The 24,356-nt window shown below is 70.0% G+C and carries 24 protein-coding genes; 14 read left to right on the forward strand and 10 right to left on the reverse strand.

Annotated elements, in window-relative coordinates:
* The first annotated feature begins 33 nt into the window (after positions 1 to 33).
* The 6 genes from AB0H43_RS24925 to AB0H43_RS24950 all read left to right on the forward strand — a co-directional run bounded on the left by AB0H43_RS24925 (position 34) and on the right by AB0H43_RS24950 (position 5,942).
* Positions 34 to 993 (forward strand): ABC transporter permease, encoded by a 960-nt coding sequence (locus AB0H43_RS24925; RefSeq protein WP_360002848.1) that lies wholly within the window; start codon positions 34 to 36, stop codon positions 991 to 993.
* The gene (locus tag AB0H43_RS24930; RefSeq protein WP_360002850.1) at positions 993 to 2,990 is read left to right on the forward strand and encodes a dipeptide/oligopeptide/nickel ABC transporter permease/ATP-binding protein; all 1,998 of its coding nucleotides are present in this window, start codon (positions 993 to 995) and stop codon (positions 2,988 to 2,990) included. The genes AB0H43_RS24925 and AB0H43_RS24930 overlap by 1 nt, the downstream gene beginning before the upstream one ends.
* Complete coding sequence (locus AB0H43_RS24935; RefSeq protein WP_360002852.1) at positions 2,987 to 3,997, forward strand: ABC transporter ATP-binding protein; 1,011 nt, start codon at positions 2,987 to 2,989, stop codon at positions 3,995 to 3,997. The genes AB0H43_RS24930 and AB0H43_RS24935 overlap by 4 nt, the downstream gene beginning before the upstream one ends.
* Positions 3,994 to 4,926 carry a dihydrodipicolinate synthase family protein gene (locus AB0H43_RS24940; RefSeq protein WP_360002853.1) on the forward strand — a complete coding sequence of 311 codons (933 nt, stop codon included), beginning with the start codon at positions 3,994 to 3,996 and terminating at the stop codon, positions 4,924 to 4,926. The genes AB0H43_RS24935 and AB0H43_RS24940 overlap by 4 nt, the downstream gene beginning before the upstream one ends.
* Positions 4,927 to 5,079: 153 nt before the next feature.
* A complete protein-coding gene (locus tag AB0H43_RS24945) occupies positions 5,080 to 5,787 on the forward strand; it encodes a hypothetical protein (protein WP_360002855.1) in 708 nt (235 codons plus the stop codon).
* On the forward strand, positions 5,784 to 5,942 hold the full coding sequence (locus AB0H43_RS24950; RefSeq protein WP_360002857.1) for a hypothetical protein: 159 nt from the start codon (positions 5,784 to 5,786) through the stop codon (positions 5,940 to 5,942). Before AB0H43_RS24945 ends, AB0H43_RS24950 begins: the two co-directional genes overlap by 4 nt.
* A 6-nt stretch (positions 5,943 to 5,948) precedes the next feature.
* Here the strand turns inward: AB0H43_RS24950 and AB0H43_RS24955 are convergent, their stop codons facing one another.
* Together AB0H43_RS24955 and AB0H43_RS24960 are read right to left on the reverse strand one after the other, a co-directional pair.
* Positions 5,949 to 6,218, reverse strand: a complete 270-nt coding sequence (locus AB0H43_RS24955; RefSeq protein ID WP_360002859.1) for a DUF6582 domain-containing protein — start codon at positions 6,216 to 6,218, stop codon at positions 5,949 to 5,951.
* Between the two features lie 62 nt (positions 6,219 to 6,280).
* Positions 6,281 to 7,600: a hypothetical protein gene (locus AB0H43_RS24960; RefSeq protein ID WP_360002861.1), complete on the reverse strand. Its 1,320-nt coding sequence runs from the start codon at positions 7,598 to 7,600 to the stop codon at positions 6,281 to 6,283.
* Positions 7,601 to 7,708: 108 nt separating this feature from the next.
* On the opposite strand from AB0H43_RS24960, the gene AB0H43_RS24965 reads away from it, so the two are divergent.
* Positions 7,709 to 8,989 (forward strand): FAD-binding protein, encoded by a 1,281-nt coding sequence (locus tag AB0H43_RS24965; protein WP_360002863.1) that lies wholly within the window; start codon positions 7,709 to 7,711, stop codon positions 8,987 to 8,989.
* Positions 8,990 to 9,003: 14 nt separating this feature from the next.
* Here AB0H43_RS24965 and AB0H43_RS24970 read toward each other — a convergent pair whose 3' ends face one another.
* From AB0H43_RS24970 to AB0H43_RS24980, 3 genes are read right to left on the reverse strand one after another with little or no spacing between them, the layout of a single operon-like run.
* A complete protein-coding gene (locus AB0H43_RS24970; RefSeq protein ID WP_360002865.1) occupies positions 9,004 to 9,957 on the reverse strand; it encodes a YihY/virulence factor BrkB family protein in 954 nt (317 codons plus the stop codon).
* Between the two features lie 40 nt (positions 9,958 to 9,997).
* Positions 9,998 to 11,236 (reverse strand): sigma-70 family RNA polymerase sigma factor, encoded by a 1,239-nt coding sequence (locus tag AB0H43_RS24975; RefSeq protein WP_360003153.1) that lies wholly within the window; start codon positions 11,234 to 11,236, stop codon positions 9,998 to 10,000.
* A gap of 2 nt (positions 11,237 to 11,238) precedes the next feature.
* Complete coding sequence (locus tag AB0H43_RS24980; RefSeq protein ID WP_360002867.1) at positions 11,239 to 11,601, reverse strand: YciI family protein; 363 nt, start codon at positions 11,599 to 11,601, stop codon at positions 11,239 to 11,241.
* A 250-nt stretch (positions 11,602 to 11,851) separates the two neighbouring features.
* On the opposite strand from AB0H43_RS24980, the gene AB0H43_RS24985 reads away from it, so the two are divergent.
* Together AB0H43_RS24985 and AB0H43_RS24990 are read left to right on the forward strand one after the other, a co-directional pair.
* The gene (locus AB0H43_RS24985; RefSeq protein ID WP_360002869.1) at positions 11,852 to 12,853 is read left to right on the forward strand and encodes an N-acetylmuramoyl-L-alanine amidase; all 1,002 of its coding nucleotides are present in this window, start codon (positions 11,852 to 11,854) and stop codon (positions 12,851 to 12,853) included.
* Positions 12,854 to 13,040: 187 nt separating this feature from the next.
* Complete coding sequence (locus AB0H43_RS24990) at positions 13,041 to 15,101, forward strand: EAL domain-containing protein (protein WP_360002871.1); 2,061 nt, start codon at positions 13,041 to 13,043, stop codon at positions 15,099 to 15,101.
* Here the strand turns inward: AB0H43_RS24990 and AB0H43_RS24995 are convergent.
* Positions 15,091 to 16,200, reverse strand: coding sequence for an FAD-dependent monooxygenase (locus AB0H43_RS24995; protein ID WP_360002873.1), 1,110 nt, complete (start codon positions 16,198 to 16,200; stop codon positions 15,091 to 15,093). The two genes, AB0H43_RS24990 and AB0H43_RS24995, sit on opposite strands and share 11 nt — an antisense overlap.
* A gap of 74 nt (positions 16,201 to 16,274) precedes the next feature.
* On the opposite strand from AB0H43_RS24995, the gene AB0H43_RS25000 reads away from it, so the two are divergent.
* Positions 16,275 to 16,877 (forward strand): TetR/AcrR family transcriptional regulator, encoded by a 603-nt coding sequence (locus AB0H43_RS25000; RefSeq protein WP_360002875.1) that lies wholly within the window; start codon positions 16,275 to 16,277, stop codon positions 16,875 to 16,877.
* Here AB0H43_RS25000 and AB0H43_RS25005 read toward each other — a convergent pair.
* The 3 genes from AB0H43_RS25005 to def form a co-directional block, all read right to left on the reverse strand.
* On the reverse strand, positions 16,861 to 17,703 hold the full coding sequence (locus AB0H43_RS25005; protein WP_360002877.1) for an LLM class flavin-dependent oxidoreductase: 843 nt from the start codon (positions 17,701 to 17,703) through the stop codon (positions 16,861 to 16,863). The two genes, AB0H43_RS25000 and AB0H43_RS25005, sit on opposite strands and share 17 nt — an antisense overlap.
* A 148-nt stretch (positions 17,704 to 17,851) precedes the next feature.
* The gene (locus AB0H43_RS25010; protein ID WP_360002879.1) at positions 17,852 to 19,312 is read right to left on the reverse strand and encodes an MFS transporter; all 1,461 of its coding nucleotides are present in this window, start codon (positions 19,310 to 19,312) and stop codon (positions 17,852 to 17,854) included.
* Between the two features lie 64 nt (positions 19,313 to 19,376).
* The gene (gene def, locus AB0H43_RS25015; protein WP_360002882.1) at positions 19,377 to 20,024 is read right to left on the reverse strand and encodes a peptide deformylase; all 648 of its coding nucleotides are present in this window, start codon (positions 20,022 to 20,024) and stop codon (positions 19,377 to 19,379) included.
* 55 nt (positions 20,025 to 20,079) lie between these two features.
* Between def and AB0H43_RS25020 the strand changes: the two genes are divergently transcribed.
* Positions 20,080 to 20,658 carry an AAA family ATPase gene (locus AB0H43_RS25020; RefSeq protein WP_360002884.1) on the forward strand — a complete coding sequence of 193 codons (579 nt, stop codon included), beginning with the start codon at positions 20,080 to 20,082 and terminating at the stop codon, positions 20,656 to 20,658.
* A 97-nt stretch (positions 20,659 to 20,755) separates the two neighbouring features.
* Here the strand turns inward: AB0H43_RS25020 and uppS are convergent, their stop codons facing one another.
* Complete coding sequence (gene uppS / locus AB0H43_RS25025; RefSeq protein WP_253761290.1) at positions 20,756 to 21,517, reverse strand: polyprenyl diphosphate synthase; 762 nt, start codon at positions 21,515 to 21,517, stop codon at positions 20,756 to 20,758.
* A 53-nt stretch (positions 21,518 to 21,570) separates the two neighbouring features.
* Here uppS and trpB point away from each other — a divergent pair, with 53 nt between their 5' ends.
* From trpB to AB0H43_RS25040, 3 genes are all read left to right on the forward strand, one after another.
* Positions 21,571 to 22,752 carry a tryptophan synthase subunit beta gene (trpB, locus tag AB0H43_RS25030; protein ID WP_360002886.1) on the forward strand — a complete coding sequence of 394 codons (1,182 nt, stop codon included), beginning with the start codon at positions 21,571 to 21,573 and terminating at the stop codon, positions 22,750 to 22,752.
* Positions 22,749 to 23,459 carry a tryptophan synthase subunit alpha gene (trpA, locus tag AB0H43_RS25035; protein WP_360002888.1) on the forward strand — a complete coding sequence of 237 codons (711 nt, stop codon included), beginning with the start codon at positions 22,749 to 22,751 and terminating at the stop codon, positions 23,457 to 23,459. The genes trpB and trpA overlap by 4 nt, the downstream gene beginning before the upstream one ends.
* Before the next feature lie 87 nt (positions 23,460 to 23,546).
* The gene (locus AB0H43_RS25040) at positions 23,547 to 24,278 is read left to right on the forward strand and encodes a GntR family transcriptional regulator (protein WP_360002890.1); all 732 of its coding nucleotides are present in this window, start codon (positions 23,547 to 23,549) and stop codon (positions 24,276 to 24,278) included.
* The last annotated feature ends 78 nt before the right edge of the window (positions 24,279 to 24,356 follow it).

Consider the following 24,356-nt stretch of genomic DNA (forward strand, 5'->3'; position numbering starts at 1 on the left):
GGCCGGTGACCGCCACACGAAAGGAGGCCCGCGGTGGCGGTCATCGCGCGGATGCTGGTGCGCCGCATCCTGATCCTCATCCCGCTGTTGCTCGGTGTCATCGCATTCGTGTTCATCGTCATGCGGTTCTCCAACAACAAGCCGGAGTACGCGTACTTCCAGGGGGCCAACCCGACGCAGGAGCAGATCCACCAGTTCCAGGTGGACAACGGCCTGCTAGACCCCCTGCCGCTGCGGTACTTGCGGTTCGTCGGCGATCTGCTGCACGGTGACATGGGGACGAGCGTGCTCACCAAGGCGCCGGTCCTCGACTCGGTGCTGACGGCGTTGCCGCTGACCCTGCAGCTGACCTTCCTCGGGCTGGCCATCGCGGTCGTGCTCGCCACGGTCTTCGGCGTGATCGCGGCGATCTTCCGCGACCGCTGGCCCGACCAGCTGATCCGGCTGGTGTCCCTCGTCGGGGTGGCCGCGCCGGGCTTCTGGCTCGCGCTACTGATGATCCAGTGGCTCGCGGTGGACCGCGGCTGGTTCCCCACCAGCGGCTACATCAATCCCGCCGACTCGCTCAGCGGCTGGCTGCAGTCGCTGACGTTGCCCGCACTGTCGCTGTCCCTGCCGGTCGCCGCACAGCTCACCCGGATCATCCGCACGTCGATGGTGGAGGAGCTGGACAAGGACTATGTGCGTACGGCGATCGGCAGCGGGTTGCCGCCGATCGTGGTCATCGGCCGCAACGTCCTCCGGAACGCCCTCATCAATCCGCTGACCGTGCTCGGTCTCCGGATCGGCTACCTGCTCGGCGGAGCCGTCGTCATCGAGACGATCTACTCGCTGCCCGGCATGGGCCAGCTGATGATCAACGGCGTACGCGACGGCGACCCGGCGGTGGTGCAGGGCGTCGTGCTCACCATCGCGGTCGGCTTCGTGGTCGTGAACCTCGTCGTCGACATCCTCTACCTGCTCGTGAACCCCCGACTGAGGAGCGCCGGCTGATGCGCGATAACACTGGCCGCAGGGGCAACCCTCTGCGGGCGGGTCTGGCCAAGCGACTCTCCCGGCCCGGAATCCAGTTCCGCCGGCTCGGTGTCCCCTCCTGGATCTCCATCGGCGTCGTCGTCGTGATCGCGCTGGCCGCGATCTTCGCTCCGCTGCTCGCCCCGCATTCGCCGTACGTGCAGGAGGCGGACGGTGGCGGACCGACCGCGGACCACTGGATGGGTCTCGACAGCGCCAACCGGGACATCTTCACCCGGCTGCTCTACGGCGCGCGCTGGTCGCTCATCATCGGCCTGGGCGCGACCGCGATCGCGCTCATCCTCGGCGCGCTGATCGGCGCGATCGCGGCGACCTCCCGGCGGGCCTTCGACGAGGGCATCATGCGCACCCTCGACGTCGTCATGGCCTTCCCCGGCATCGCGCTCGCCGCGGTCCTGGTCGCGGTCTTCGGCGGCAGCATCCCCGTGCTCGTCATGGCGATCGCGTTCCTCTACATGCCGTCGGTGGCCCGTGTCGTCCGCGCGAACGTCCTGGCCCAGTACGGCGAGGACTACGTCGCCGCCGAACGGGTCATCGGCGCGCGTACGCCGCACATCCTGCTCAAGCACGTGGCGATCAACTGCGCCGCCCCGATCCTCGTCTTCTGCACCGTCATGGTGGCCGACGCGATCGTGTTCGAGGCGTCGCTGTCGTTCATCGGCGCCGGCGTACGCCCGCCGGACCCCTCGTGGGGCTCGGTCATCGCCGACGGCCGGAACATGGTGCTGCTCGGCGGCTGGTGGGCGACGGTGTTCCCGGGTCTGCTGATCCTGATCACCGTGCTGGCGCTCAACATCCTGGCCGAGGGCGTCTCCGACGCTTGGGCCGCGCCCGCCGCCCGTCCCGCCGTCCCGCGCCAGGGCCGGTCCGATGTGGACCGTCTGGAGGCGGCGACCCCCGGCAGCGGCCAGGTCGTCGAGCTGCCCGGCCTCGCCGAGGCCGCGCAGCGGCTGGCCGCCCGGGCTCGGCCGCTGCCGACCGGTGAACCCGTCCTGGCCGTACGCGATCTCCGGATCGGTTTCGACGGGCGGCACAACGGGGTCGACATCGTCGACGGCATCTCCTTCGACGTACGCCCCGGTGAGGTGCTCGGCCTCGTCGGCGAGTCCGGCTGCGGCAAGTCGCTGACGGCGTTGACCGTCATGGGGCTGCAGCCCCGTGGCGCCCGAATCAGTGGCACCGTGACCTTCGGCGGCCAGGACCTGCTCACCATGCCGAAGGCGGCCCGCCGCAAGCTGATGGGCCGCGACATCGCGATGATCTACCAGGACGCCCTCTCGTCGCTCAACCCGGCGATGACGATCAAGTCCCAACTCAAGCAGGTCGTCCGGCGCGGCGGTCAGCGTACGCCCGCCGAACTGCTGGAGCTGGTGGGGCTGGACCCCGCGCGTACCCTCTCGTCCTATCCGCACGAGCTGTCGGGCGGCCAGCGGCAGCGCGTGCTGATCGCGATGGCGCTGTCCCGCGACCCGAAGCTCATCATCGCGGACGAGCCCACCACGGCCCTGGACGTGACCGTGCAGGCCCAGGTGATCCAGCTGCTGCTGCGCCTGCGCGCGGAGCTGGGCTTCGCGCTGATCCTGGTCTCGCACGACTTGGCGCTGGTGGCCGACGTGACCGACCGGGTGGTCGTGATGTACGGCGGCCAGATCGTGGAGACCGGGGTGACCTCGCAGTTGGTCGGCGCACCGGCCCACCACTACGCCCGTGGCCTGCTCGGATCGGTGCTCTCCCTGGAGTCCGGCGCGGAGCGGCTGACCCAGATCCGGGGTGTCGTCCCGTCCCCGGCCGACTTCCCGAGCGGCTGCCGGTTCGCCGACCGCTGCCCGATGGCCACCGAGATCTGCCGGGCCGAGCGGCCGTCGCTCACCGGGGATCGGGCCCACGAGGTGGCCTGCCACCATCCAGCGGTCGCCACCGTCGGCGCCGCGGCACTCTCGGGGGAGGCGCTGTGACCACGCCACTGGTAGAGCTGAAGGACGTGCACGTTGTGCACAAGGCCCGGTCGGGCGGCCTGTTCACCCGCGATCGCGTGTACGCGTTGACCGCGGCGGACCTGAGCATCTCGGCGGGCGAGACGGTCGGCGTCGTCGGCGAGTCCGGCTGCGGCAAGTCCACACTGGCCCGGGTGCTCGTCGGGTTGCAGAAGCCGACTCAGGGCAGCGTGGTCTTCGAGGGCGAGGAGCTCTGGAAGCTGTCGACGAGTCGCCGCCGGACCGCGGTCGGGCAACAGACGGGGATGGTCTTCCAGGACCCGTCGACCGCGTTGAACCGGCGGCTGTCCATCCGGCAGGTGCTCCGGGATCCGCTGGACGTCCACGGCGTCGGCAGCGTACGCGACCGTGAGCAGCGGGTCAGTGAGCTGCTCGACCTCGTCGGCCTGCCGTCGAGCGTGGCGAACGTCCTGCCGAGCCAGGTCTCCGGAGGGCAGCGGCAGCGGGTCGCGATCGCCCGCGCCCTGGCGTTGCGGCCGAAGCTGCTGATCGCCGACGAGCCGACGAGCGCCCTCGACGTCTCCGTCCGCGCCCAGATCCTCAACCTCCTGCTGGATCTGAAGCAGCAGCTCAACCTGGCGATGGTCTTCGTCTCGCACGACATCCAGACCGTACGCCGGATGAGCGACCGGGTCGTCACGATGTATCTCGGCCGCGTCGTCGAGGAGGCGCCGGCGGCGTCGGTCCCCGGCGGGGCGCGTCACCCGTACACCCGGGCGCTCTTCTCGGCCACGCCCGGCCTGCTCTCCCCCATCGACCCGATCCCCCTGGTCGGGCCGGTGCCGTCGGCGACCCGGCCGCCCAGCGGCTGCCCGTTCCGGACTCGGTGCTGGAAGGCGACTTCCGAGTGCGCCGCGGACATGCCGGCGGCGACCCTTGAGGGATCTCATCTCTATCGATGCCACCATCCGGTTCTCAACGGCGCGACCGACCTCGAACTGATCAGCCAAGCACAGGAGCGTTCATGACCACCGCCGCCACGGCACTCTCCGGCGTCATCCCCCCGGTCTGCACCCCCCTCACCCCCGACTACGAGGTCGACAAGCCGTCGTTGATCCGGCTCGTGGACCACCTGATGGACGGCGGTGTGGACGGGTTGTTCATCCTCGGCTCGTCGTCGGAGGTGGCGTTCCTGCCGGACGGGCACCGCAAGGTCGTGCTCGACACCGTGATCAACCACGTCGGGGGTCAGGTTCCGGTGCTCGCCGGCGTCATCGACATGACCTCGCTGCGGGTGCTCGACCACGTCCACACGGCCGTCGACGCGGGCGCGGACGCCCTGGTCGCCACCGCTCCGTTCTACACGCGTACGCACCCGAACGAGATCTCGCGGCACTTCAAGGCGATCTCGGCCCGGGCCGGCGTCCCGGTGTACGCCTACGACCTGCCCGTCTCGGTCCACAGCAAGCTGACCGCCGACCTGCTGCTGGGCCTGGCCGCTGAGGGCGTACTGGCCGGGCTGAAGGACTCCAGCGGCGACGAGGGCGGTTTCCGGGAGGTGATCCTCGGCCGCCGGGATCGGGACCTCCCCGGGTTCGCCGTGTTCACCGGCTCGGAGCTGACCGTCGACTCCGCGCTGTGGATGGGCGCCGACGGCGTGGTGCCCGGCCTCGGCAACGTCGACCCGCACGGCTACGTACGCCTCTACCAGCACGCCCGGGCGGGCGACTGGGTCGCCGCCCGGACCGAGCAGGAGCGGCTGTTCCGCCTCTTCGGGCTGGTCGCCGTGGGCGGACCGCACATGGGCCGCAGCTCGTCGGCGCTCGGGGCGTTCAAGGCCGCGCTGCACCTCCGTGGGGTGATCGACCACCCGACGACCGCCTTGCCGCAGATTCCCCTCGACGCCGACGAAATCGCCCGCGTCGGGAAATTCCTCGCCGACGCCGCGCTCCTCTGATTCGGTGATCATTGCGTCAGCCATGCTGTTTGAACGGACATTTCACCGGGCGAAGCAGCATGGCTGACGCAATGATCATGCATACGGGGGTGGTGAGAAAGGCCACCAGCCGGAGAGAGTCACTGATAGCGAGCGGCCCGTTACGGTGGGCTAATGGAGATCGAAGCCCTCCGGCAGGCAACGCTGACGATGAAGGACCCCCTCGCCGACGGCTACCGCTCGCTGACCGAGATCCGCAGCGCGTACCGCCGGTCCCTCACCGAACGAGACGCGATCGTCGCCCATCTCGTCCGGGAGGACGGCTGGACGCTGAGCGAGGTCGCCCACGTGATCTGCGGCGTACGCCATCACACGGACTGGGCGGAGACCATCGTGACCTGGACGGAGCCGCCGAGCGCGCTCCCGGACGCCGAGCGCCTGCTCTACCCGGCCCAGCAGATCGTGGAGGAACTCCGCGAACTGCACTCCCTGGCGACGGCCAAGGTGCAGAACGCGCCCGGGACGGCGCACGCGGAGGCCGATGAGTCCGACGGCGATCCCCTGGAGCGCCTGATGGCCGCCGAGCAACGGCTCCAGCAGGTACGCACATTCCACGACACCGCCGAAGCGGCGCGGGACGTCGTCGGGGCGAACCTGGTCGCGCACCACGGCTGGCGGCCGCGCCAGGTTGCCGCGCTTGCCGGGGCGGAGGTTCCCGACATCACCGCGGCGTACGAGGTGGCGCGGCTGTCGCCGCCGTCGGAGGCGGACACCCAGTACCTGCTCGAGCTGGCCGGCCTCACCGATCACCTGCGGACGGCCACCCAAGAACAGGCCGCCCGGGTGGAACAGGCGAAAACCTGGGTAACCACCGCGGTATGAGCGAACCGGATCAGGAGCCGTTCAGCGGCAGCGAAGACGGGGCCGACGACCGCGATCCCGACACCAACGCCGAGATCGCCCAGGCGGACGCTCCGCGTACCCGGGCAATCGACGACATGGTCGACGACGAGGAAGACGATTACGAGGAGGACTGACCCGGACTAGCGTGGCTTGCCGAGTTCGTGCCAGTCCTTCTCGGTCATGTCCACGTGGTAGTGCTGCGCCGCCTTCTTGATGTTGGCGAAGGCCAGGTCGCGGTCGTCGTCGGTGACGTCCTCGACCTGGTCGAACCGAGCCAGCGCGTTGCGGACGTGGTCGGCGTCGGTCAGCGGTTCCTTCCGCTTGTCCGGGAAGGCGTACACCGAGTCGGGCAGATCCGAGCGCTTGGTCAGGTCGCCGTGCTTGGTATGCGGTTTCCAGGTCGTCTTCATACCGGGACGCGTACCCCGGGCGCCCCGCATTATGCGCGTACGGGACGCCCGGAACTCCGGCGTCAGGACATGCGCAGGACGTAGAGTCCGTTGTTCATGTCGGAGGCCAGGATGAGGTCACCCAGGAGGTAAACGCCCCAGATCTCCGAACAGCCGCCCTCGTAGTCGCAGTAGTCGGGGTTCGACGTCCAGTCGTCCGGCACGAACTGCCCGAGAATCTTCGGCGTGCCCGGGTGGGAGACGTCGGCGACGACGACGCCGAGCGCGTACCAGGAGAAGTACGCCCGGCCGCCCCGTAGCTTGGGGTCGTGCACGCTGTTCTCCTCGCCGGCGGGGACCTCGAAGTGCGCCACCTCCACCGGATGCCCCGGATCGGCGACGTCGTAGATCATCGGAATGCCGCCGAGTTGCTCGTGCGTCTCGATCAGCAGCTTGCCGTCCGGTGAGACGACCGAGGAGTGCGCCGCGCCCTGCTCCGGGTCGGTCTTGCCCAGATAGCGCGGGTGCGCCGGATCCCGGATATCCAGCAAGACCGTGCCCAGATCCCAATACGACAGGTACGCGGTGGTCAACCGCTCGTCGACGCGTACCGAATGGGTGAAGTTCTGCTTGCCCGAGTAGGGCGAGCCCGGATTCTCCACCGGAACCACCCCGAGTTGCTTCCAGGCGCCCCACTCGCCGACGTCGCCCGGGTGCAGGGGGTCGCTCACGTCGACGATACGGAAGTCCGCGCGGCCGGGCGTGGTGGCGGTGTTCGTGGCCGGGTCGTAGGTGGGTGAGCTGGTCCACTCGGAGCGCAGGATCGCGGTGTAGACATATGCCTTCCCGCCGTGCGCGCCGAGCCAGACCTCGTGGGAGCCGCGGGTGCCCGGCGCGGAGTACCGAGCCAGCGGGACCGGATGCGCCGGCCGGGTCACGTCGTAGAGGGCGAACCCACGGAACGCGGCGGTGTCGTGGGAGTCGCAAGTCTGGAACGTGACCACGGCGAGGTCACCGTGGAACGACCGGGTGTCGACCCGTTGCACGACGACCTTCTCGGTCCACGTCCTTGCGAGCGACGGCTCGGACGCGGCGTCGCCGAAGGTCGCGACATGCTCGGGACGTTCCGGATTCCGCAGGTCGTAGACGCGTACGCCGGTGCCGAAGCAGTTCCAGCCGGCCCAGCTGGCCAGGTAGGCGTACCCCCGATGACCGTAGACGTCGGCGTTCGCCCCCGGTCCCGGGTTCACGTGCGCGAGCAGGTGCATGTTGGCGGTCGAAGCGGGGCCCTCCCCCGTGGGAGGCGGCGGCGGTCCCTCGTCGTGCCCCGCCGCGGGCGCGGCGGTTCCGAGCCCGGCCAACACGAGGACCAGGCCGAGGATGAGGGTTCTGCGTGCCTTCACAAGCATCACCACTTTTCAGTCGGACGCCGGTGTCTCCGGCCGTCCTCGGGGAAGCGCGATGACTGCGGCCACCGGTGGGCCGAACACCCGAGGCGTTACTGAATCGAAATGTCTCGTCGCTGGGACGCGCTCGGCGCGCTGGTCGGTAGGCTCACCGGCGTGATCACCAACTGGGCCGGAAACGTGACCTACTCCGCGCGCGGCCTGCATCGGCCCGCCACGCTCGACGAGTTGCGCGAGTTGGTCGCGCGGGCGGAGCGGGTCCGGCCGCTGGGCACCGGGCACTCGTTCAACCGCCTGGCCGACACGCCAGGCGAGCTGATCAGCCCGGCCGCGCTGCCCGCGCTCATGGAGATCGACTCCGCCGGGGCCCGGGTCCGCGTCTCCGGCGGCGTCCGCTATGGCGAACTCTCCCGCTACCTCTGGACCCAGGGGTACGCCTTGCGCAATCTGGCGTCGTTGCCCCACATCTCGGTCGCCGGCGCCGTCTCGACCGGTACGCACGGCTCCGGCGTCGGCAACCGCAGCCTCTCCGCCGAGGTGACCGCGGTGGAACTGGTGACGGCGGACGGGTCGCTCGTCGAACTGTCCGAAAAGGATGATCGGTTCCCGGGTGCGGTCGTGGCCCTCGGTGCGCTGGGCGTGGTCTCCTCGCTGACCTTACGGGTCTCGCCGGCGTACGAGGTGAGCCAGACGGTCTTCGAGAAGCTGCCCGGCTCGCAGGCGCGGGCACACTTCGCCGAGATCATGGGGTCGGCGTACAGCGTCAGCCTGTTCACCTCGTGGACCGGGGTCGACGTCGACCAGGTCTGGGTGAAGTCCGTCGGCGCCCCGCCCACGGAACTCTTCGACGCCGTACGCGCTGACGGGCCACGGCATCCGCTCCCGGGCGGCCCGGCCGAATGGTGTACGCCGCAGCTCGGCGTACCGGGGCCGTGGCACGAGCGGCTGCCGCACTTCCGGCTGGAGTTCACCCCGAGCCACGGCGACGAACTCCAGTCCGAGTTCTTCGTCCCGGCCGATCGTGCCGTCGAGGCGCTGGACGCGCTCGCCGCGATCCGGGAGCAGATCGCGCCCGTCCTGCTGATCTCGGAGGTACGCGCGATCGCCGCCGACGACCTCTGGCTGAGTCCCTGCTCCGGCCGGGACAGCGTGGCCTTCCATTTCACCTGGAAGCCCGACGCCGCCGCCGTTCAGCCGGTGGTGGCCCAGATCGAGGATCGCCTCGCCCCGTACGCCGCCCGCCCGCACTGGGGCAAGGTGTACGGCACGCGGCCGGAGCGGCTGGCCGAGCTGTATCCGCGGCTCGGCGACTTCGCGGCGTTGACCCGGGACCTGGATCCACGGGGCAAGTTCCGCAACGACCACCTCGACGCCGTCCTCGGTTAGGCGCTCGCCTGCCGTCAACGCAGTTTGCGCGTGTCTCGAAGCTGGAGGTAGGGCTCCTTGTCCGCCGGGTGCCCGGCGGCGATGGCCCGGCCGCGCTCGAGTTCGGCGTCGAGTTCCGCGCCGAGCAGAATGGCCAGATTGCTGAGCCACAGCCAGATCAGGAAGATCACCACGCCGCCCAGGGCGCCGTAGGTCTTGTTGTAGGACCCGAAATTGGCGGCATACAGTCCGAACAGGACGGAGGCGAGGATCCACAGCAGGACCGCCAGGAAGCCACCGGGGCTGATCCAGCGGAAGCCGCCCTGCCGGGCGTTCGGCGAGGCCCAGTAGAGGATCGCGAACATCAGCGCCACGAGGACCACCAGCACCGGCCACTTCGCGATGTTCCAGGCGGTCACCGAGGCCGAGCCGAGCCCGAGCACCTCGCCGAGCCGGGTGGCGACCTGGCCGCTGAGCACCACGATGAGGATGCTGGCGATGAGCAGGACGCCGATCACGATCGTCACGGCGAGCCGGATCGGCAGGGTCTTCCAGATCGGCCGGCCTTCCCGCACGTCGTAGATGACGTTCGAGGCCTGCATGAACGCGCCGACGTAGCCCGACGCCGACCAGACCGCCACCAGAACACCCAGCACGGCGGCGAGTCCGGCCCGGCCCTGCCCCTGGCGTACCGTGTCGGCGGCTCCGGTCACGATGTCCCGCGCGCCCGCCGGGACCAGCGGCAGCACCTCGGTCAGCATGCGCTGGAAGGCGTCGTCGCTGATCAGCCCCAGTCCGGCGACCAATGCCAGCAGGCCGGGGAACAACGACAGCACGCCGTAGTAGGTCAGGGCGGCGGCCCACACGGTCAGGTTGTCGTCGGAGAACTCTTTCACCATGCGCTTGAGCGCGGCGAACAGACGTCCTCGCCCGAGCTTCGTCGGCCCGGCCGGTCCCGCGTCCGGCGGTGGTGGCTGCACATCGGTCACGGTCGGCGATTACCCGACCCGGAACGCGGGAAACGCGCGCTCAGCGGGTGGTCAGGCGAGCCGCGCGCGACTCCAGATAGCGGCGCTCCGGCAGGCTCGTCGTGCGTTTCGCCGCCACGTGGTACGCCGAGAGCGCGCCGTCGTGGTCGCCGGCCATTTCCAGCAGGTGCGCCCGGACGGCGTGGAGCCGGTGGTGCCCGGCCAGCCGATCGTCGGCGGCCAGCCGGTCGAGCAGGGCGAGCCCGGCGTCGGGACCGTGCACCATGGCCAGTGCGACCGCCTGATTGAGCAGCACGACCGGATTCGGGGCGAGCACGTCGAGCAGCTGATAGAGCGACAGGATCTGCGCCCAGTCGGTGTCCTCGGCTCGCGGCGCCTCCGCGTGGACCGCCGCGATCGCCGCCTGCACCTGATACGGACCGAGCCGGGCGACGGCGAGCGTACGCGTGATCAGGTCGACGCCTTCGGCGATGCGCTGGGCGTCCCACTGGCCGCGATCCTGATCGGCCAACGGGATCAAGTCGCCGTCCGGCCCCGTACGCGCACCGCGCCGAGCCTCCGTGAGCAGCATCAACGCCAGCAGCCCGGCGACTTCGCCGTCCTCGGGGCGGATCCGGTGCAGCGCCCGGGTCAGCCGGATCGCCTCCCCGGTCAGCTCGGCCCGGAGGAGCTGTGGCCCGGAGGTCGCGGCGTACCCCTCGTTGAACATCAGGTAGAGCACGTGCAGGACGACGCGCATGCGCTCGGGCACCTCGTCGGCCGGGGGCGGCTGGAAGGTGCTGCCGGCCGCCTTGATCTTCAGCTTGGCGCGGCTGATGCGCTGGGCCATGGTCGCCTCGGGCACGAGGAACGCCCCGGCGATCTCGGCCGTCGTCAGACCGCCGACCGCCCGGAGGGTGAGGGCGAGCTGGGACGAGGGCGACAACGCCGGATGACAGCACAAGAACAGCAGGGTGAGGGTGTCGTCGCGGTGCTCGGTCACCTCGTCGGCGGCCTCCGCGACCAGCTCGTCCGAGGGCGACTGGGCGTACACCGTCTCTTCACGCCGCCGCCGGGCCGACTCGCTGCGGATCTGGTCGGTCATCCGGCGGGAGGCGACCGTCACCAGCCACGCCTTCGGGTTCTCCGGTACGCCCTGCTCCGGCCATTGCAGCGCGGCCGCCAGCAACGCCTCCTGCACGGCGTCCTCGGCCTCGGTGAAGTCGCCGTAGCGGCGCGCGACGACGCCGAGGACCTGCGGCGTCAACTGGCGCAGCAGGTCCTCGGCGGCGGGCGGGATCGTCACATCTCCAGCCCGGCGGACTCCATGACCGGGCGGACCTCGACGGCGTTGAAGGTGGCGTCCGGAATCTTGGCGGCCAGCTCGACGGCGCGCTCCGGCGACTCGCAGTCGATGACGTAGTACCCCGCCAGGAACTCCTTCGCCTCGACGTAGGGACCGTCGGTGACGGCCGGCACGCCGTCGCGTACGCGGACGGTCTTGGTCGCGGACGGGTCGGCGAGGGCGGCGAACCCGACCATCTCGCCGGTCTCGTTCAGCTCCTTGATCAGGGCGTCGTGCCCGGCGAAGACGGCTTCCCGGTCGGCCTCCGACAGGCTCTCGAACACGGTCGGGTTCATGGTGATGATCAGCAGATACTTCACGATCTCTCCTCGTTCTCAGGTACGCCGTGTCTCGGCGGTCTCGCGAGGGGGTCGGAGCCGGGAACGGTTCCTCGACACCTTACCGCCGGGAATTCTGCTGTTAATTGCTCACGCTTCACGAGAAGTTCTCGTTAAGCCTTGACAGAGAACTTAGACGTGTCTGAGTATTTCTCATCACCAATGCAAGCTCCGGGCTGACCGCACTCCTGGCGGCTCGCCCGAGAGGCTCCCCCGCACCCCTGGAGGACTTGTGGCCCAGCTGTCCCTTCTCCGCCGAGCGGCCACCGCCGTCGGCACTCTCGCCGTCGGGCTCGGCACCATACTGGTGGCCCCCGGCGTCGCGCACGCGAGCACCGACTATCCAGCGGCGGCTTGGGTTCCAGCGAGCACGAGCAACTACACCGCGTCGAGCCGGGAGTCCAGCTACCCGATCAACTACATCGTCATCCACACCGCGCAGGGGTCGTACTCCGGCACGATCAACTGGTTCCAGAACCCGTCGGCCGGCGTCAGCGCGCACTACGTCGTGTCCAAGGGCGGCGCGGTGACCCAGACGGTCCGGGACAAGGACATCGCCTGGCACGCCGGCAACTGGACCTACAACACCCAGTCGATCGGCATCGAGCACGAGGGCTTCATCGACGACCCGAACTGGACCAGCGCCGCGATGTACCAGGCGTCGGCGAACCTGGTGCGCTACCTCTGCGACAAGTACGGCATCCCGAAGGACCGGTCGCACATCATCGGCCACAACGAGGTGCCCGGCGCGACGCACACCGACCCCGGGTCCTACTGGAACTGGTCCACGTTCATGTCCTACGTGAACGGGTCGACGCCGCCGTCCTGGCAGCAGGTCGTGGACAACACCACGTCGGGCCGGTTCACCGCCTCGGCCAACTGGGGCACGTCGAGCTACTCCGCCCAGCGGTACGGCGCGGACTACCGCTTCGCCAACCCGGAGGCCGTCTCCGACGCCGCCTGGTACAAGTTCAACATCCCGGCGACCGCGACGTACAAAGTGGAGACCTGGTATCCGGCACTGTCCGGGTACAACAACTCCACACCGTTCGTCATGGTCACCGCGTCGGGCAACCAGAGCGTCAACATAAGCCAGCAGGCCAACGGCGGAACGTGGGTCAATCTCGGGACGTACACGTTCAACGCCGGCGACTACAACGCGGTGGCGGTCAGCCGGTGGACCTCCGGAACCGGGTACGTGATCGCCGACGCCATCCGGCTCACAAGGGTCTGATCCGCCGATCTGAACCACTGTGATCAAGCCCTCCGGTGGGAGGAGGAGTACGGCGCCGGGCCTTGTGAAAGGTCCGGCGCCGTCGCGTTGCAAGGGCCAATGTCCGAATCAATGCCCCTATTCCGGACGGATGGTCTGAGCTACGCTTTGCGGACATGTTGGGCGGTCGCCGGGTGGAGGGGGTTCGGTGGTAGCACTGACTTTGCCCAGGAACCGGCGTCCGGCAAGGCCTCGGCTCTACGGCTGGTTCGTCGTCACGGTGGTCGGAGCCGCGACGGCTCTGCTTCTGACGCACGCGGGTCAGGCCGTGTCGGCGTACGCGACCAAGCCGGCCTGTTGGATGATGACGGGGCTCTGCGTCCTCGCCGCCGCCTCGGCCTTCGTCGCCGGTGATCGGCTCTACACCGCCGTGGTGTGTCCCAGCCTCTGCTTCAGCTTCGCGATCCTGCTGTGCTGGGGACTCGGGCCGGCGATCGTCGCGCAGACCCTCGCGGTCTTCGTGGTGGCGACCAAACTCAAACACACGATGCGACAGGCGACGCTGGTCTCGGCGGAGTACGCCGTCGCGCTCGGGGCCGCGTACCTCGTCATCGTGATCGGAGATCCGGACCCGTTCCACAAGGCGACGACCTCGGAGCGTCTCGGGGACGCCGTCACGATCGCGGGATCGGCGCTGGCCTGGCTCTTGGCGTACAACTTGATGGTCTGGATCGCGGCCCGCCTCCGCCTGGGACCGGCCCGCGCCCGCCGAGTGACCGAGACCCTGCCTTATCAGACCCTGTTCAAGGCGTCGCTGTTGATGCTGAGCCCGGTGCTCGCCGTGGCGGCGCACGTGAACGCGGCGTTCGTGGTGCTGATCTTCATTCCCCTGTACGCCGTCCAGCGGATGGCTCGGTTGTCGGCCGAGCGCGCCCGGGTGGCCCGGGTCGACCCGCTCACCGGCCTGGCCAACCGGCGGGCGCTGCAGCATCGGTTCACCGACATGGTGGCCACCCGCGAAGCGCCGCACGTCGCACTGCTGATGCTGGACCTGGACCGGTTCAAGCACGTCAACGACGCGCTGGGCCACGAGGTCGGTGATCGGCTGCTGGTCTCGGTCGCGCAACGGCTCCAGCGTGAGGAGCCGATCGACGGAGTGATCGGGCGGCTCGGCGGCGACGAGTTCGCGATACTGGCCACCAACCTGCACGACGTCAGCCAGGCCGAACTCATCGCGGGACGGCTGTTGGCCGCGCTCGCCGAGCCGCTGCGCCTCGACGGGCTGCCGGTCGACATCACCGGGTCGGTCGGGATCGCCGTCTACCCGGATCACGGCGAGGACTTCGCGACCTTGATGCGCCACGCCGACCTCGCGATGTACGAGGCGAAGCGCCGCGGCGACACCGCCGCCGTCTACGACCCGTCGTCGGGGCACACCAGCCCGCAGCAGCTCGGCCTGCTCACCGACTTCCGGCAGGCCCTGGAGACCAAACGCGAGCAGGTGACGCTGCATTACCAGCCGCAGGTGTCGCTGACGACCGGCGAACCGATCGGGGTGGAGGCGCTGCTGCGCTGGCGGCACCCGGGCCGGGGACCCGTGCCGACCGCTGAACTGCTGCAGGTCGCCGAGCACACGGCGGTCATGCAACTGCTGACGACGCGGGTGATAGACGAGGTCGTGCAGCAGGTCGCGCAGTGGCGTTCCGAAGGGCTGAACCTGCGCGCGTCGCTCAACGTCAGCGCGCGCGACCTGCACGGCGGGGAGATCGTCGATCAGCTGGCGCGCCGGCTGACGCTGCACGGCGTACCGCCGGAGCTGATTCAGATCGAGATCACCGAGAGCGCCTTGATGTCGGACGCCTCCCGGGCGCACAGCACCGTCGAGCGGCTGGCGGCGCTCGGCGTCGGGGTGGCCCTCGACGACTTCGGCACCGGATACTCCTCGCTGCAACATCTGCGGAAGCTGCCGCTGACCGAGATCAAGATCGACCAGTCCTTCGTCGGCGGCATGGCCCGCAACAGCGACGACGCGGCCATCGTGCGATCCACTGTGGAACTCGCCCGCGCCCTCGGCCTGCGGTCGGTGGCCGAGGGCGTCGAGAACGAGTACACCCGCCAGATGCTCGCCGCCACGGGGTGCACGCTGGCCCAGGGGTACCTCATGGCCCGCCCGATGCCCGGCGACATGGTCCCGGTGTGGCTCGCCCGCCACACCGCCCGCAATTCCGCCCGTCAGGAATCCGCCGCTCCAGCGCACGTCATCTCCTGACGAGCGCCAGCACCTTCGAGGCGGTGTTGCGTACGCCGATCGCGAGGCGCGTCGACGGGATGATCAAGTGGGACGCGAGGCCGACGCCGTTCTGCTTCGGCCCGACCAACTTCCGATGCTCCGCCTCGTACGCCCGGAACGCGGTCTCGTGGTCGGCCGGGTTCGCCGCCAACGCGTCGGCCAGCGTCGCCGCGCCCGCCATCGCGAGGGTCGACCCGTCGCCGAAGAGGGACACCGAAGAGGCCGCGTCGCCGAGCAACACCACCCGCCCGGCCGCCCAGCGATCCAGCCGGACTCGGCTGACGGCGTCGAAGTAGAGGTCGTCGGACTCGCGGACGTGCCGCAGCAGCTCCGGCACCCGCCAACCGGCTTCGGCGTACGCCTCGGCGACCCGGCGCTTGTGGTCGGCGGTGTCCCGGTAGTCGTAGCCGGGATCGGCGGGCGCGCGCCAGATGAAGGCGGCGATGGGCTTGCCGCTGCCCGGATGCAGCGAGAGCGAGCGATTGGGCTCGTTGTACATCACCACCTGCCGCGGATCGAGGCCGATGCCGTCGATCGCCAGCGTCGCGACCCACATGCCCAGTTGCTCGACGAAGCGGCTCTCCTCGCCGAAGGCGAGCCGCCAGGTCCACGAGTGCACGCCGTCGGCCCCGACGACCAGGTCGAACCGCCGGGGCGCGCCGCGCTCGAAGGTGACGTCGACGCCGCCGGCGTCCGGCCGGAGCGTGGAGATCGAGTCGCCGAAGACGAATTCGGCCTCGTCGCGGGCGGCGTTCAGGAGAACCGTCGCCAGGTCCATGCGGGGCAGCTCGATCGACTCCGACTTCGGCGGCATCGGCATCCGGCCGACCGGCCGGCCGGCGGCGTTGACGAAGCTCAGCTCGGTGACGGCGGTCGACATCGCCTCAAGGGCCGGGACGATGCCCATCCGGCGGGCCACCGCCATGGCCGGTCCCCGGACGTCGATCGGGTTGCCGCTGGACCGCAGCTCGCCCGCGCGCTCCACGACCGTCGGCTGGAAGCCGTGCCGGGCCAGCCAGTACGCCAGGGTGGGGCCGGCCACGCCGGCGCCCGAGATCAGAACGGTTCGGTTCGTCATGCCCCGACCATAACTGCACTCAGTGCAGCATTGCAACCACTGCAGATCGGCGCTGGATGCAGTACGCTGTCGGCATGCAGACGCTGCGAGAACGCAAACGCGCCCGGACCCGGCAGGCGATCGTCGATGCGGCCACCGAGCTGTTCGCGGAGCGTGGATACGACGGCACGACCATCGCCGACATCGCGGCGGCGGCCGACATCGGCACCCGGACGTTCTTCAGCTACTTCGCGAGCAAGGAGGAGCTGCTGTTCCCGGAGGCGGACGTGCGGGTGGCCGCCGCGATCGCCGCCATCGACAACCGGCAGCCGGGCGAACGCCCGGTCGAGGTGCTGATCCGGACGCTGCACGAGGTCAACACCGGCAACACCGAGATGGTCGGCACGATGGCGCAGCTACGGCTGCGGCTGATGCACTCCACTCCGGCCGTCCGGGGCCGGGCGTTGCAGGTGCAGCTCGACTCGCTCGTCGAGATCGCCGACCACCTGCACCGGGCGTACGCCGACGAGCTGAACCCGGTGGAGGCGGCCGCGACGGTGGGGGCGTTCATCGGCGCGGTGTCGGCGGCGCTGCAGATGCTCCTCGACGAACCGGGGGCGCTCGACGATCCCGCCGAACTGCAACGCCGGATGTGGGCGGCGACCGAGAAGGCGCTGCTGACTACAGCAAAGCCTTGACGTCCTGCGCCACGAACCGCATGAACCCCTCGGGATCGGGGTCGTCCGGCGTCGGCTGCAGGACGATCGTGGTCGCTCCGGCGTCCGCCCAGCGGCGTACGCCCGCCGCGACCGTTGCCGCGTCGCCGAGGACGGCCACGTCGTCGAGGGAGTCGTACCCCCAGCGGATCCGTTCGGCCTCCAGGCGTACCGCCGCGTCCGGTCCGGTCGCCGCGTGCAGATAGACCACCACCGGCTGCTCGTCGGCGCCGATCAGGTCCCGGGCTTCCCGCGTACGCGTGGGGGTGGTACCGCCGGTGAGGATGGTGCCGGCGGCGTCCGAACCGGACAGTCGCAGCGTCCGTGGCCCGACCGCGCCGACGAAGATCGGGGCATGCGCCGGCGGCCACACGAGGGTGACCTCGTCCAGATGAACGTAGCGCCCGTGGGTCGTGACGGTCTCCCCGCGTAGCAACGCTTTCAGCGCGTCGAGGTACTCGCGGAGCAACGTGACGGGCGAGTCCACCTTCGCGCCGACCTGAGCCATCCAGTCCTGCACCCCGTGCCCGATCCCGACCTGTACGCGCCCCGGGAACAGCCGGTGCAGCGTGGCGACCTCCATCGCGGTGATCGCGACGTTGCGCAGGGGCACGGGCAGGAGCCCGACACCGACCTTCAGCCGGGAGGTCCAGGCCAGCGCGGCCGACGCCGTCGCGATGCCGCTCTCCCAGAAGCAGTCCTCCCACAGCCACAGCTCGTCCAGGCCTGCCTGGTCGGCGGCTTCGGCCACCGGGCGGAGCCGCTCGGGTGCCCACTGGGGAAGGAAGACCGCGCCGAGTTTGATCACGCCCGCACCCTACCCGCCCGCCATTCCGCTGGATCAGGGTTCCCGGTCGAATCAAGACCCAAGATTCGACCGGGAACCCTGATCCAGCGCTGTCGAGGCGGCGGCGTCCGGCGGTGCCGTGCGGGCGGCGCGGCCGGGACGGGGTCGGTCAGGAGGGATGGGAGGTGGGGCGGAGGAGGACGACGACGGCCACCGCGACCCCGGCGAGGATCACGGCGCTCAGCCCGGCGGCCAGGTGCATACCGGTGACGAAGGCCGACCGGGCGGCGGCGATCACGGAGCCGTCACCGCCGAGGATCGCGTCGGCCAAGGTCTCCCCGGCGGCCGGCGGGGTCGACGAGCGGTAGATCGCGGTCGCCAGGCTGCCGAGCAGGGCGATCCCGAGCGCGAAGCCGAATTCGCCGCTGGTCTCGTTGAGCGCCGCCGCCGAGCCGGCCTTCGCCGGTGGGGCGTTGCCGACGACGAGGTCAGTGCCGAGTGTGACGAACGGTCCCGCGCCCAGGTTCGTCAGCGCGAACCCGGTCGCCACCAGGGCCGGCGCGGAGTGCGCCGGGACCTGCGTCAGGACGAGCAGCCCGACGACGGAGAGTCCGATGCCCCCGCCGATCAGGTACGCCGGCCGGAAGCGGCGGGCCAGCAACGGCGAGACCAGGAACGCGATCCCGGAGGCCGCCACGCCCGGCAGCATCCACAGCCCGGCCCGCAACGGGGAGAGCCCGCCGACGAGTTGTAGGTGCTGCGAGATGAACATCATCAGCGCGCCCATCAGCATCGTCCCGGCGAACATGCAGCCCAGCGCGGTGCTGAACGCACGATTGGCGAACAGCCGCAGGTCCAGGAGCGGGTCGTCGAGTCGCTGCTGCCGGCGTACGAAAATGATGCCGAAGAACAACCCACCGGCCAGCGCGAGAAACGGGACCGGTTCAGCGCCCACGCGCGCCAGTTCCTTGAGCCCGTAGACGATCGGCAGGATCGCGGCGAGGGAGAGGGCCACGCTGAGGAAGTCGAGCCGGCCCGCGTGCTCGTCGCGGTGCTCGGGCAGGATCAGCGGCCCGAGGATCATCAGCAGCAGCATGGCCGGTACGCCCAGCAGGAAGACCGAACCCCACCAGAAGTTCTCCAGCAGTACGCCGCCGACGACCGGCCCGACGGCCGCCCCGCCCATGAAGCAGACCAGCCACAGCCCGATCGCCAGGCCGCGCTGCTTCGGATCGCGGAACATCGCCGTGATCAGGGCGAGGGCGCAGGGCGCGAGGGTCGAGCCGGCCACGCCGAGGAGTGCCCGGGAGGCGATCAGGCTCAGCGGACTGGTGGAGAACGCGGCCAGCACCGAGGCGAGGCCGAAGGCGGCCGAGCCGATCAGGAGCAGCTTGCGCCGTCCGATGCGGTCGCCGAGCGTACCCATGGTGATCATGAAGCCGGAGAGCATGAACCCGTAGATGTCCATGATCCAGAGCTGCTGAGCGCTGGTGGCGTCGAGCGCCTCCGAGATGTGCGGCAGGGCCAGCAACATGACGAAGACGTCGATGGAGACCAGCAACGTCGGCAGCGCGAGTACGCCGAGACCGGCCCATTCGCGCCAGCCGGCTCGCTGCGTCACCTCGTGCATTGTCTTTCCCCTCTCGTGAACGGTTCACGAGCGGGTCGGAGCCGAGGCCCCGTTCTCTACACGGCTACTTGCCCAACGCGGCGGCTTTTTCGGCCCGGCGCGCGAAGACCTCGTCCTTGCGCTGCTCCATCTCCTTGAGCACCGCCTTGCGCTGGCGGCTGCCGAGCCGGTCGATGTAGAGCTTGCCGTTGAGGTGATCGGTCTCGTGCTGCAGGCAGCGGGCGAAGTAGCCGAAGCCCTCGATGACCAGCGGGTTGCCGTCCTTGTCCTGACCACGCACGATCGCGTGATCCGGGCGCGACACGGGAGCGTACGGCCCGGGGACCGACAGGCAGCCCTCGTCGTGCTCGACCAACCGGCGCTCGGCCGGGGGCAGCTCGTCCAGCACCGGATTGCAGATGTGCCCGACGTGGCGTACGCCGTCGTCGTCGGGGCAGTCGTAGACGAACAGCCGCAGATCCACGTCGACCTGGTTGGCCGCCAGGCCGACGCCCTGCGCGACGAGCTGCGTGGCGAACATGTCGTCGATGAGCCGGGCCAGCTCGGGCGAGCCGAACTCGGTCACCTCCCGACACGGCCGATGCAGGATGTCCTCGCCGACGACGGTGACCCGGCGCGCCGATCCCCGTTCCGCCTCCGGTGGCAGCTCCGGATACTCGTCCACCGGCTGGCCGAGTACGCGTACGCGGCGGTCGACGGGCTGCTCGGCCATCGGATCCCCTTCCTGGACGGACTCATTGCAACGTAGCAGCTGTAAGGTCAAGATCATGGAGCCCCCGCGTACCGGTCAGATCATCCTGCTCAACGGCACGTCGAGCGCGGGCAAGACGAGCATCGCCCGGGAACTGCTTCCGCTGCTCGACCGGCCTTACTACTTCATGCCGGTCGACGCCCTGAACTCGATGCGCCATCAGCGCCCGATGAGCCCGGACGAGCTGGAGGCGACGCTGCAGCGGCTGGCCGCGGGCTACCACCGGGCGGCGGCCGGGATGGCCGAAGGCGGCAACGACGTGGTGCTGGACCATGTCCTCCGCCGACCGGAATGGCTGCGGGAGTGCGTCGAGCTGTTCCCAGCCGACGTCGTGTTCGTCAAGGTCCACTGCCCGCTGCCGGAGCTGCAGCGACGCGAGGCGGCTCGGGGCGACCGCCCGATCGGCAAGGCGGAGTCGCAGTATCCGCTGGTGCATCGCGACGCCGTGTACGACGTCGAGGTCGACACCAGCGAACTGAGCCCGCGCGACTGCGCCGAGCGGATCAAGTCCTTCGTGGACGCTCCGAGCGGCGAACGGGCTTTCGCCCGCCTCGCCGCTCGCTGGGCCGCCGCGTCTCCGCCCGCCCTGGCGTGATCATCGCGTCAGCCATGCTGTTTCGCGCGGCGAAATGCCCGAGTAAGCAGCATGCCTGACGCGATGATCACGCCGTCGGCGAGCGCGGCAAGCGAAGTCAGGCGCCGAATCGGCGTTGTCTGCGGGCGTACGACCGCAGAGCCCGCAGGAAGTCGATGTAGCGGAAGCCGGGCCAGTACACGTCGCAGAAGTACAGCTCGGAGTAGGCCGCCTGCCAGATCAGGAAGCCGGAGAGCCGGATCTCGCCGCTGGTCCGGATGACGAGGTCGGGGTCGGGCAGGCCGCTCGTGTAGAGGTGGGCGGCGATGTCCTCGGGGCTGATCCGCTCGGCGAGTTCCTCGGGGGTCACCCCGAGCCGCGCCTGCACGTCGATCAGCGACCGGACGGCGTCGACGATCTCCTCCCGGCCGTCGTAGCCGATCGCGATCGTGAGGTCGAACGGCGCGTCCCGGTCCCGGGTCTCGTCGACCGCCCGCTTCAACGCGGCGCGGGTCGACTCGGGCACGTCGTCCAGCCGGCCGGCGACATGCAGCCGCCACTGGCCCTCCGGGTGGCGCAGCCGCTCGGCGACGACCTCCTCGATCATGCGCATCAGGTGGGCGACCTCGTCGGAGTCGCGCTTGCGCAGATTGTCACCGGAGCAGACGTAGACCGTGACGGCCGGAATGCCGAGTCCGGCACACCAGTCCAGCACCTCGTCCACGTGCTCCGCGCCGTAGCGGTGGCCGATGTTGGGGTTCTCGAACCCCTGCTGCCGTGCCCAGCGGCGGTTGCCGTCCATCACGATCGCGACGTGCCGGGGAAGCTGCTCAGGACGCAGGCGGGAGCGCAGGCGCTGGGCGTACAGCCGATAGATCACGTCGAGAACCTACCGGCTTGCCACGCCGCGCTCAACTGTTCTATAACTGTTCCATGAGTTCTATAACAGTCTCGCAGCGCGCCGGAGCGCTCGGCCGGTTCGGCGAATACGGCGGACGCTACGTCCCGGAATCCCTCATCCCCGCCTGTCAGGCCGTGGCGGAGGCGTTCGCCGAGGCGTGGGCCGATCCCGGCTTCCGCGGCAGCCTCAGCGCACTACTGTCCGCGTACGCGGGCCGCCCCACCCCGCTGACGCCGGCCCTGCGGCTGTCGGCCGATCTCGGGGTGACCGTGCTGCTCAAGCGGGAGGACTTGACGCACACCGGGTCGCACAAGATCAACAACGTCCTGGGGCAGGCGTTGCTGGCCCGCCGCATGGGGCGTACGCGCCTCATCGCGGAGACCGGAGCGGGCATGCACGGCGTCGCGACCGCCACCGCCGGGGCGTTGCTGGGCCTGCCGGTCAAGGTGTTCATGGGCGAACGAGACATCGACCGCCAGGCGCACAACGTCTTCCGGATGCGGCTGCTGGGCGCCGAAGTCGTGCCGGTCACCACCGGCAGCCGTACGCTCAAGGACGCGACCAGCGAGGCGATGCGCCACTGGGTCTCCGACGCCGACGAGGCGTACTACTGCGTCGGTTCGGTCATCGGACCGCATCCCTACCCGACGATGGTCCGCGAGTTCCAGCGCGTCATCGGAGACGAGGCCCGGCGGCAGTGCGCGGCCGAGCTGTCCAGCGCGGTCCCCGATTACGTCGTCGCCTGCGTCGGCGGGGGCAGCAATGCCGCGGGCACCTTCGCGGGGTTCATCGACACGCCGGCCCAGCTCATCGGGGTGGAGGCCGAAGGCGGTTCCGGCGCCTCGCACGGGGAGATCGGCGTCCTGCACGGTTTCCAGTCCCTGTTCCTCCAGGACGAGCACGGGCAGATCAAGGAGGCGCACTCGATCGCGGCCGGGCTGGACTACCCCGGCGTCGGGCCGGAGCACGCGTACCTGCGTGATCTCGGTCGCGCCAAGTATGTGACCGTCTCGGACGAGGAGGCGATCGCGGCCGCCGTCCGGCTGGCTCGGGCGGAAGGCGTACTGCCCGCCATCGAGTCGGCGCACGCGCTCGCCTGGGTCGTCCGCGCCGCCGGTACGCCTGACCTGCCCAGCGGCTCGACCGTGCTCGTGACGCTCTCCGGCCGGGGCGACAAGGACATCGCCACGCTGATCGCGGAGGCAGAGCTGTGACGAAGCTGCTGATGCCCTACCTCACCGGCGGCGTCGTGCCGGGCTGGACGGCGTACCTGCGGGCGTTCGAGGACGCCGGGGCCGACCTGATCGAGGTCGGGCTGCCGTTCTCCGACCCCACAGTGGACGGACCGACGATCCAGGAGGCCTCGGACGCCGCGCTCGCCCGGGGCGCGACCCCCGCCTCGATCCTCGCGGATCTGGCCGCCGACCGGGTCGGCATTCCGCTCGTCGCCAGCACCTACGCCAATCTCGCCCTCCGGCCGGGGTTCGGCGAAGCGCTCACGGCGGCCGGGGTCACCGGCTTGATCGTGCCTGATCTGCCGCTCGACGAGCTCGATCAGCTGACCGCGCCCGGGATCGCGGTCAGCCTGCTCGCCTCCCCCGCCATCCCGGACGACCGGCTGGCTGAGATCGGCCGCCGCAGTCAGGGCTTCGTCTACGCCGTCTCGATCATGGGCACCACCGGCGAACGCGACCGTCTGGCCCCGTCGGCGGTGACGCTCGCGGCCCGGGTCAAGCAGGTCACCGACCTGCCTGTCCTGATCGGCTTCGGCATCTCCAGCCCGGACCAGGCAGCCGAGGCGGCCGAGGTCGCCGACGGGGTGATCGTCGGAGCTGCCGTCATGCGGCGGATCCTCGACGGCGCCAGTCCCTCTGACCTCGGCGCCTTCATTCATTCACTCCGAACCGCCCTCATGGTTTGATCATTGCGTCAGCCATGCTGTTTCAACGGACATTCTGTCGCGCGAAACGACATGGCTGACGCGATGATCACGGAAGGAGGGAGCGGCGTGGTGAGGTATCGGGAAATCGCCGGCGATCTCGCCGCGAAGATCCGCGACGGCCACTACGCCCCCGGCGAGGCGCTGCCCGCCCAACGGGAGCTGAGCCAGGCCTACGGCGTCACCCTCATGACGCTGCGGCAGGCGCTGCGCGAGCTGAGCGCCGACGGACTCATCGTCCAGCAGCCGGGCAAAGGCACCTTTGTCGCACCGCCCCATTTGGCGTACCAGCTGGGATCTTTGCGGAGCTTCGCCGACGACCTGCGCGAGCAGGGCCACGAGGTCCGCACCACGGTGATCTCCCGCGCACAGCGCCGCGTGCCCGCGCACATCGCGGCGCGGCTGCGGGTCCGCGAGACCGAGACCGCCCTGCGGCTGGAACGGGTCCGCGCATTCGCCGGCCGCCGCGCCATCCATCAGATCTCCTGGGTACGCGAGCCGCACGCGGACCGGTTACGTAACGTGGATTTCACCAGCGTGAGCCTGTATGCGGCCCTGGCCGACCAGGGGGTGGCGGTGGCCCGGGCGGCGGAGACGATCCGGCCGGCGGCGCTCGACGCGGACGTTGCCCGGCACCTCGACGACGACGAAGGCGTCCCCGTGCTCGTCAGCGACCGGATCACCTACGCGCCCGACGGCACGGCCCTGGTGGCGGACCGGGCGACGATGCTCGGCAGCATGATGCAGATCACCGCGGACCGGGCCGCCACCGGCCTCTCCCTCACCTGGCGCCCCACCTAGCGGTTTTTGGGGCGCGATCATGAACTTGTCGTCGTGATCGACCGGCGTGTCGTGTCCGGAGCGCCCTGATCGACTCCC

This window comes from Hamadaea sp. NPDC050747 (assembly GCF_040654195.1).
Classification (GTDB): Bacteria; Actinomycetota; Actinomycetes; order Mycobacteriales; family Micromonosporaceae; genus Hamadaea.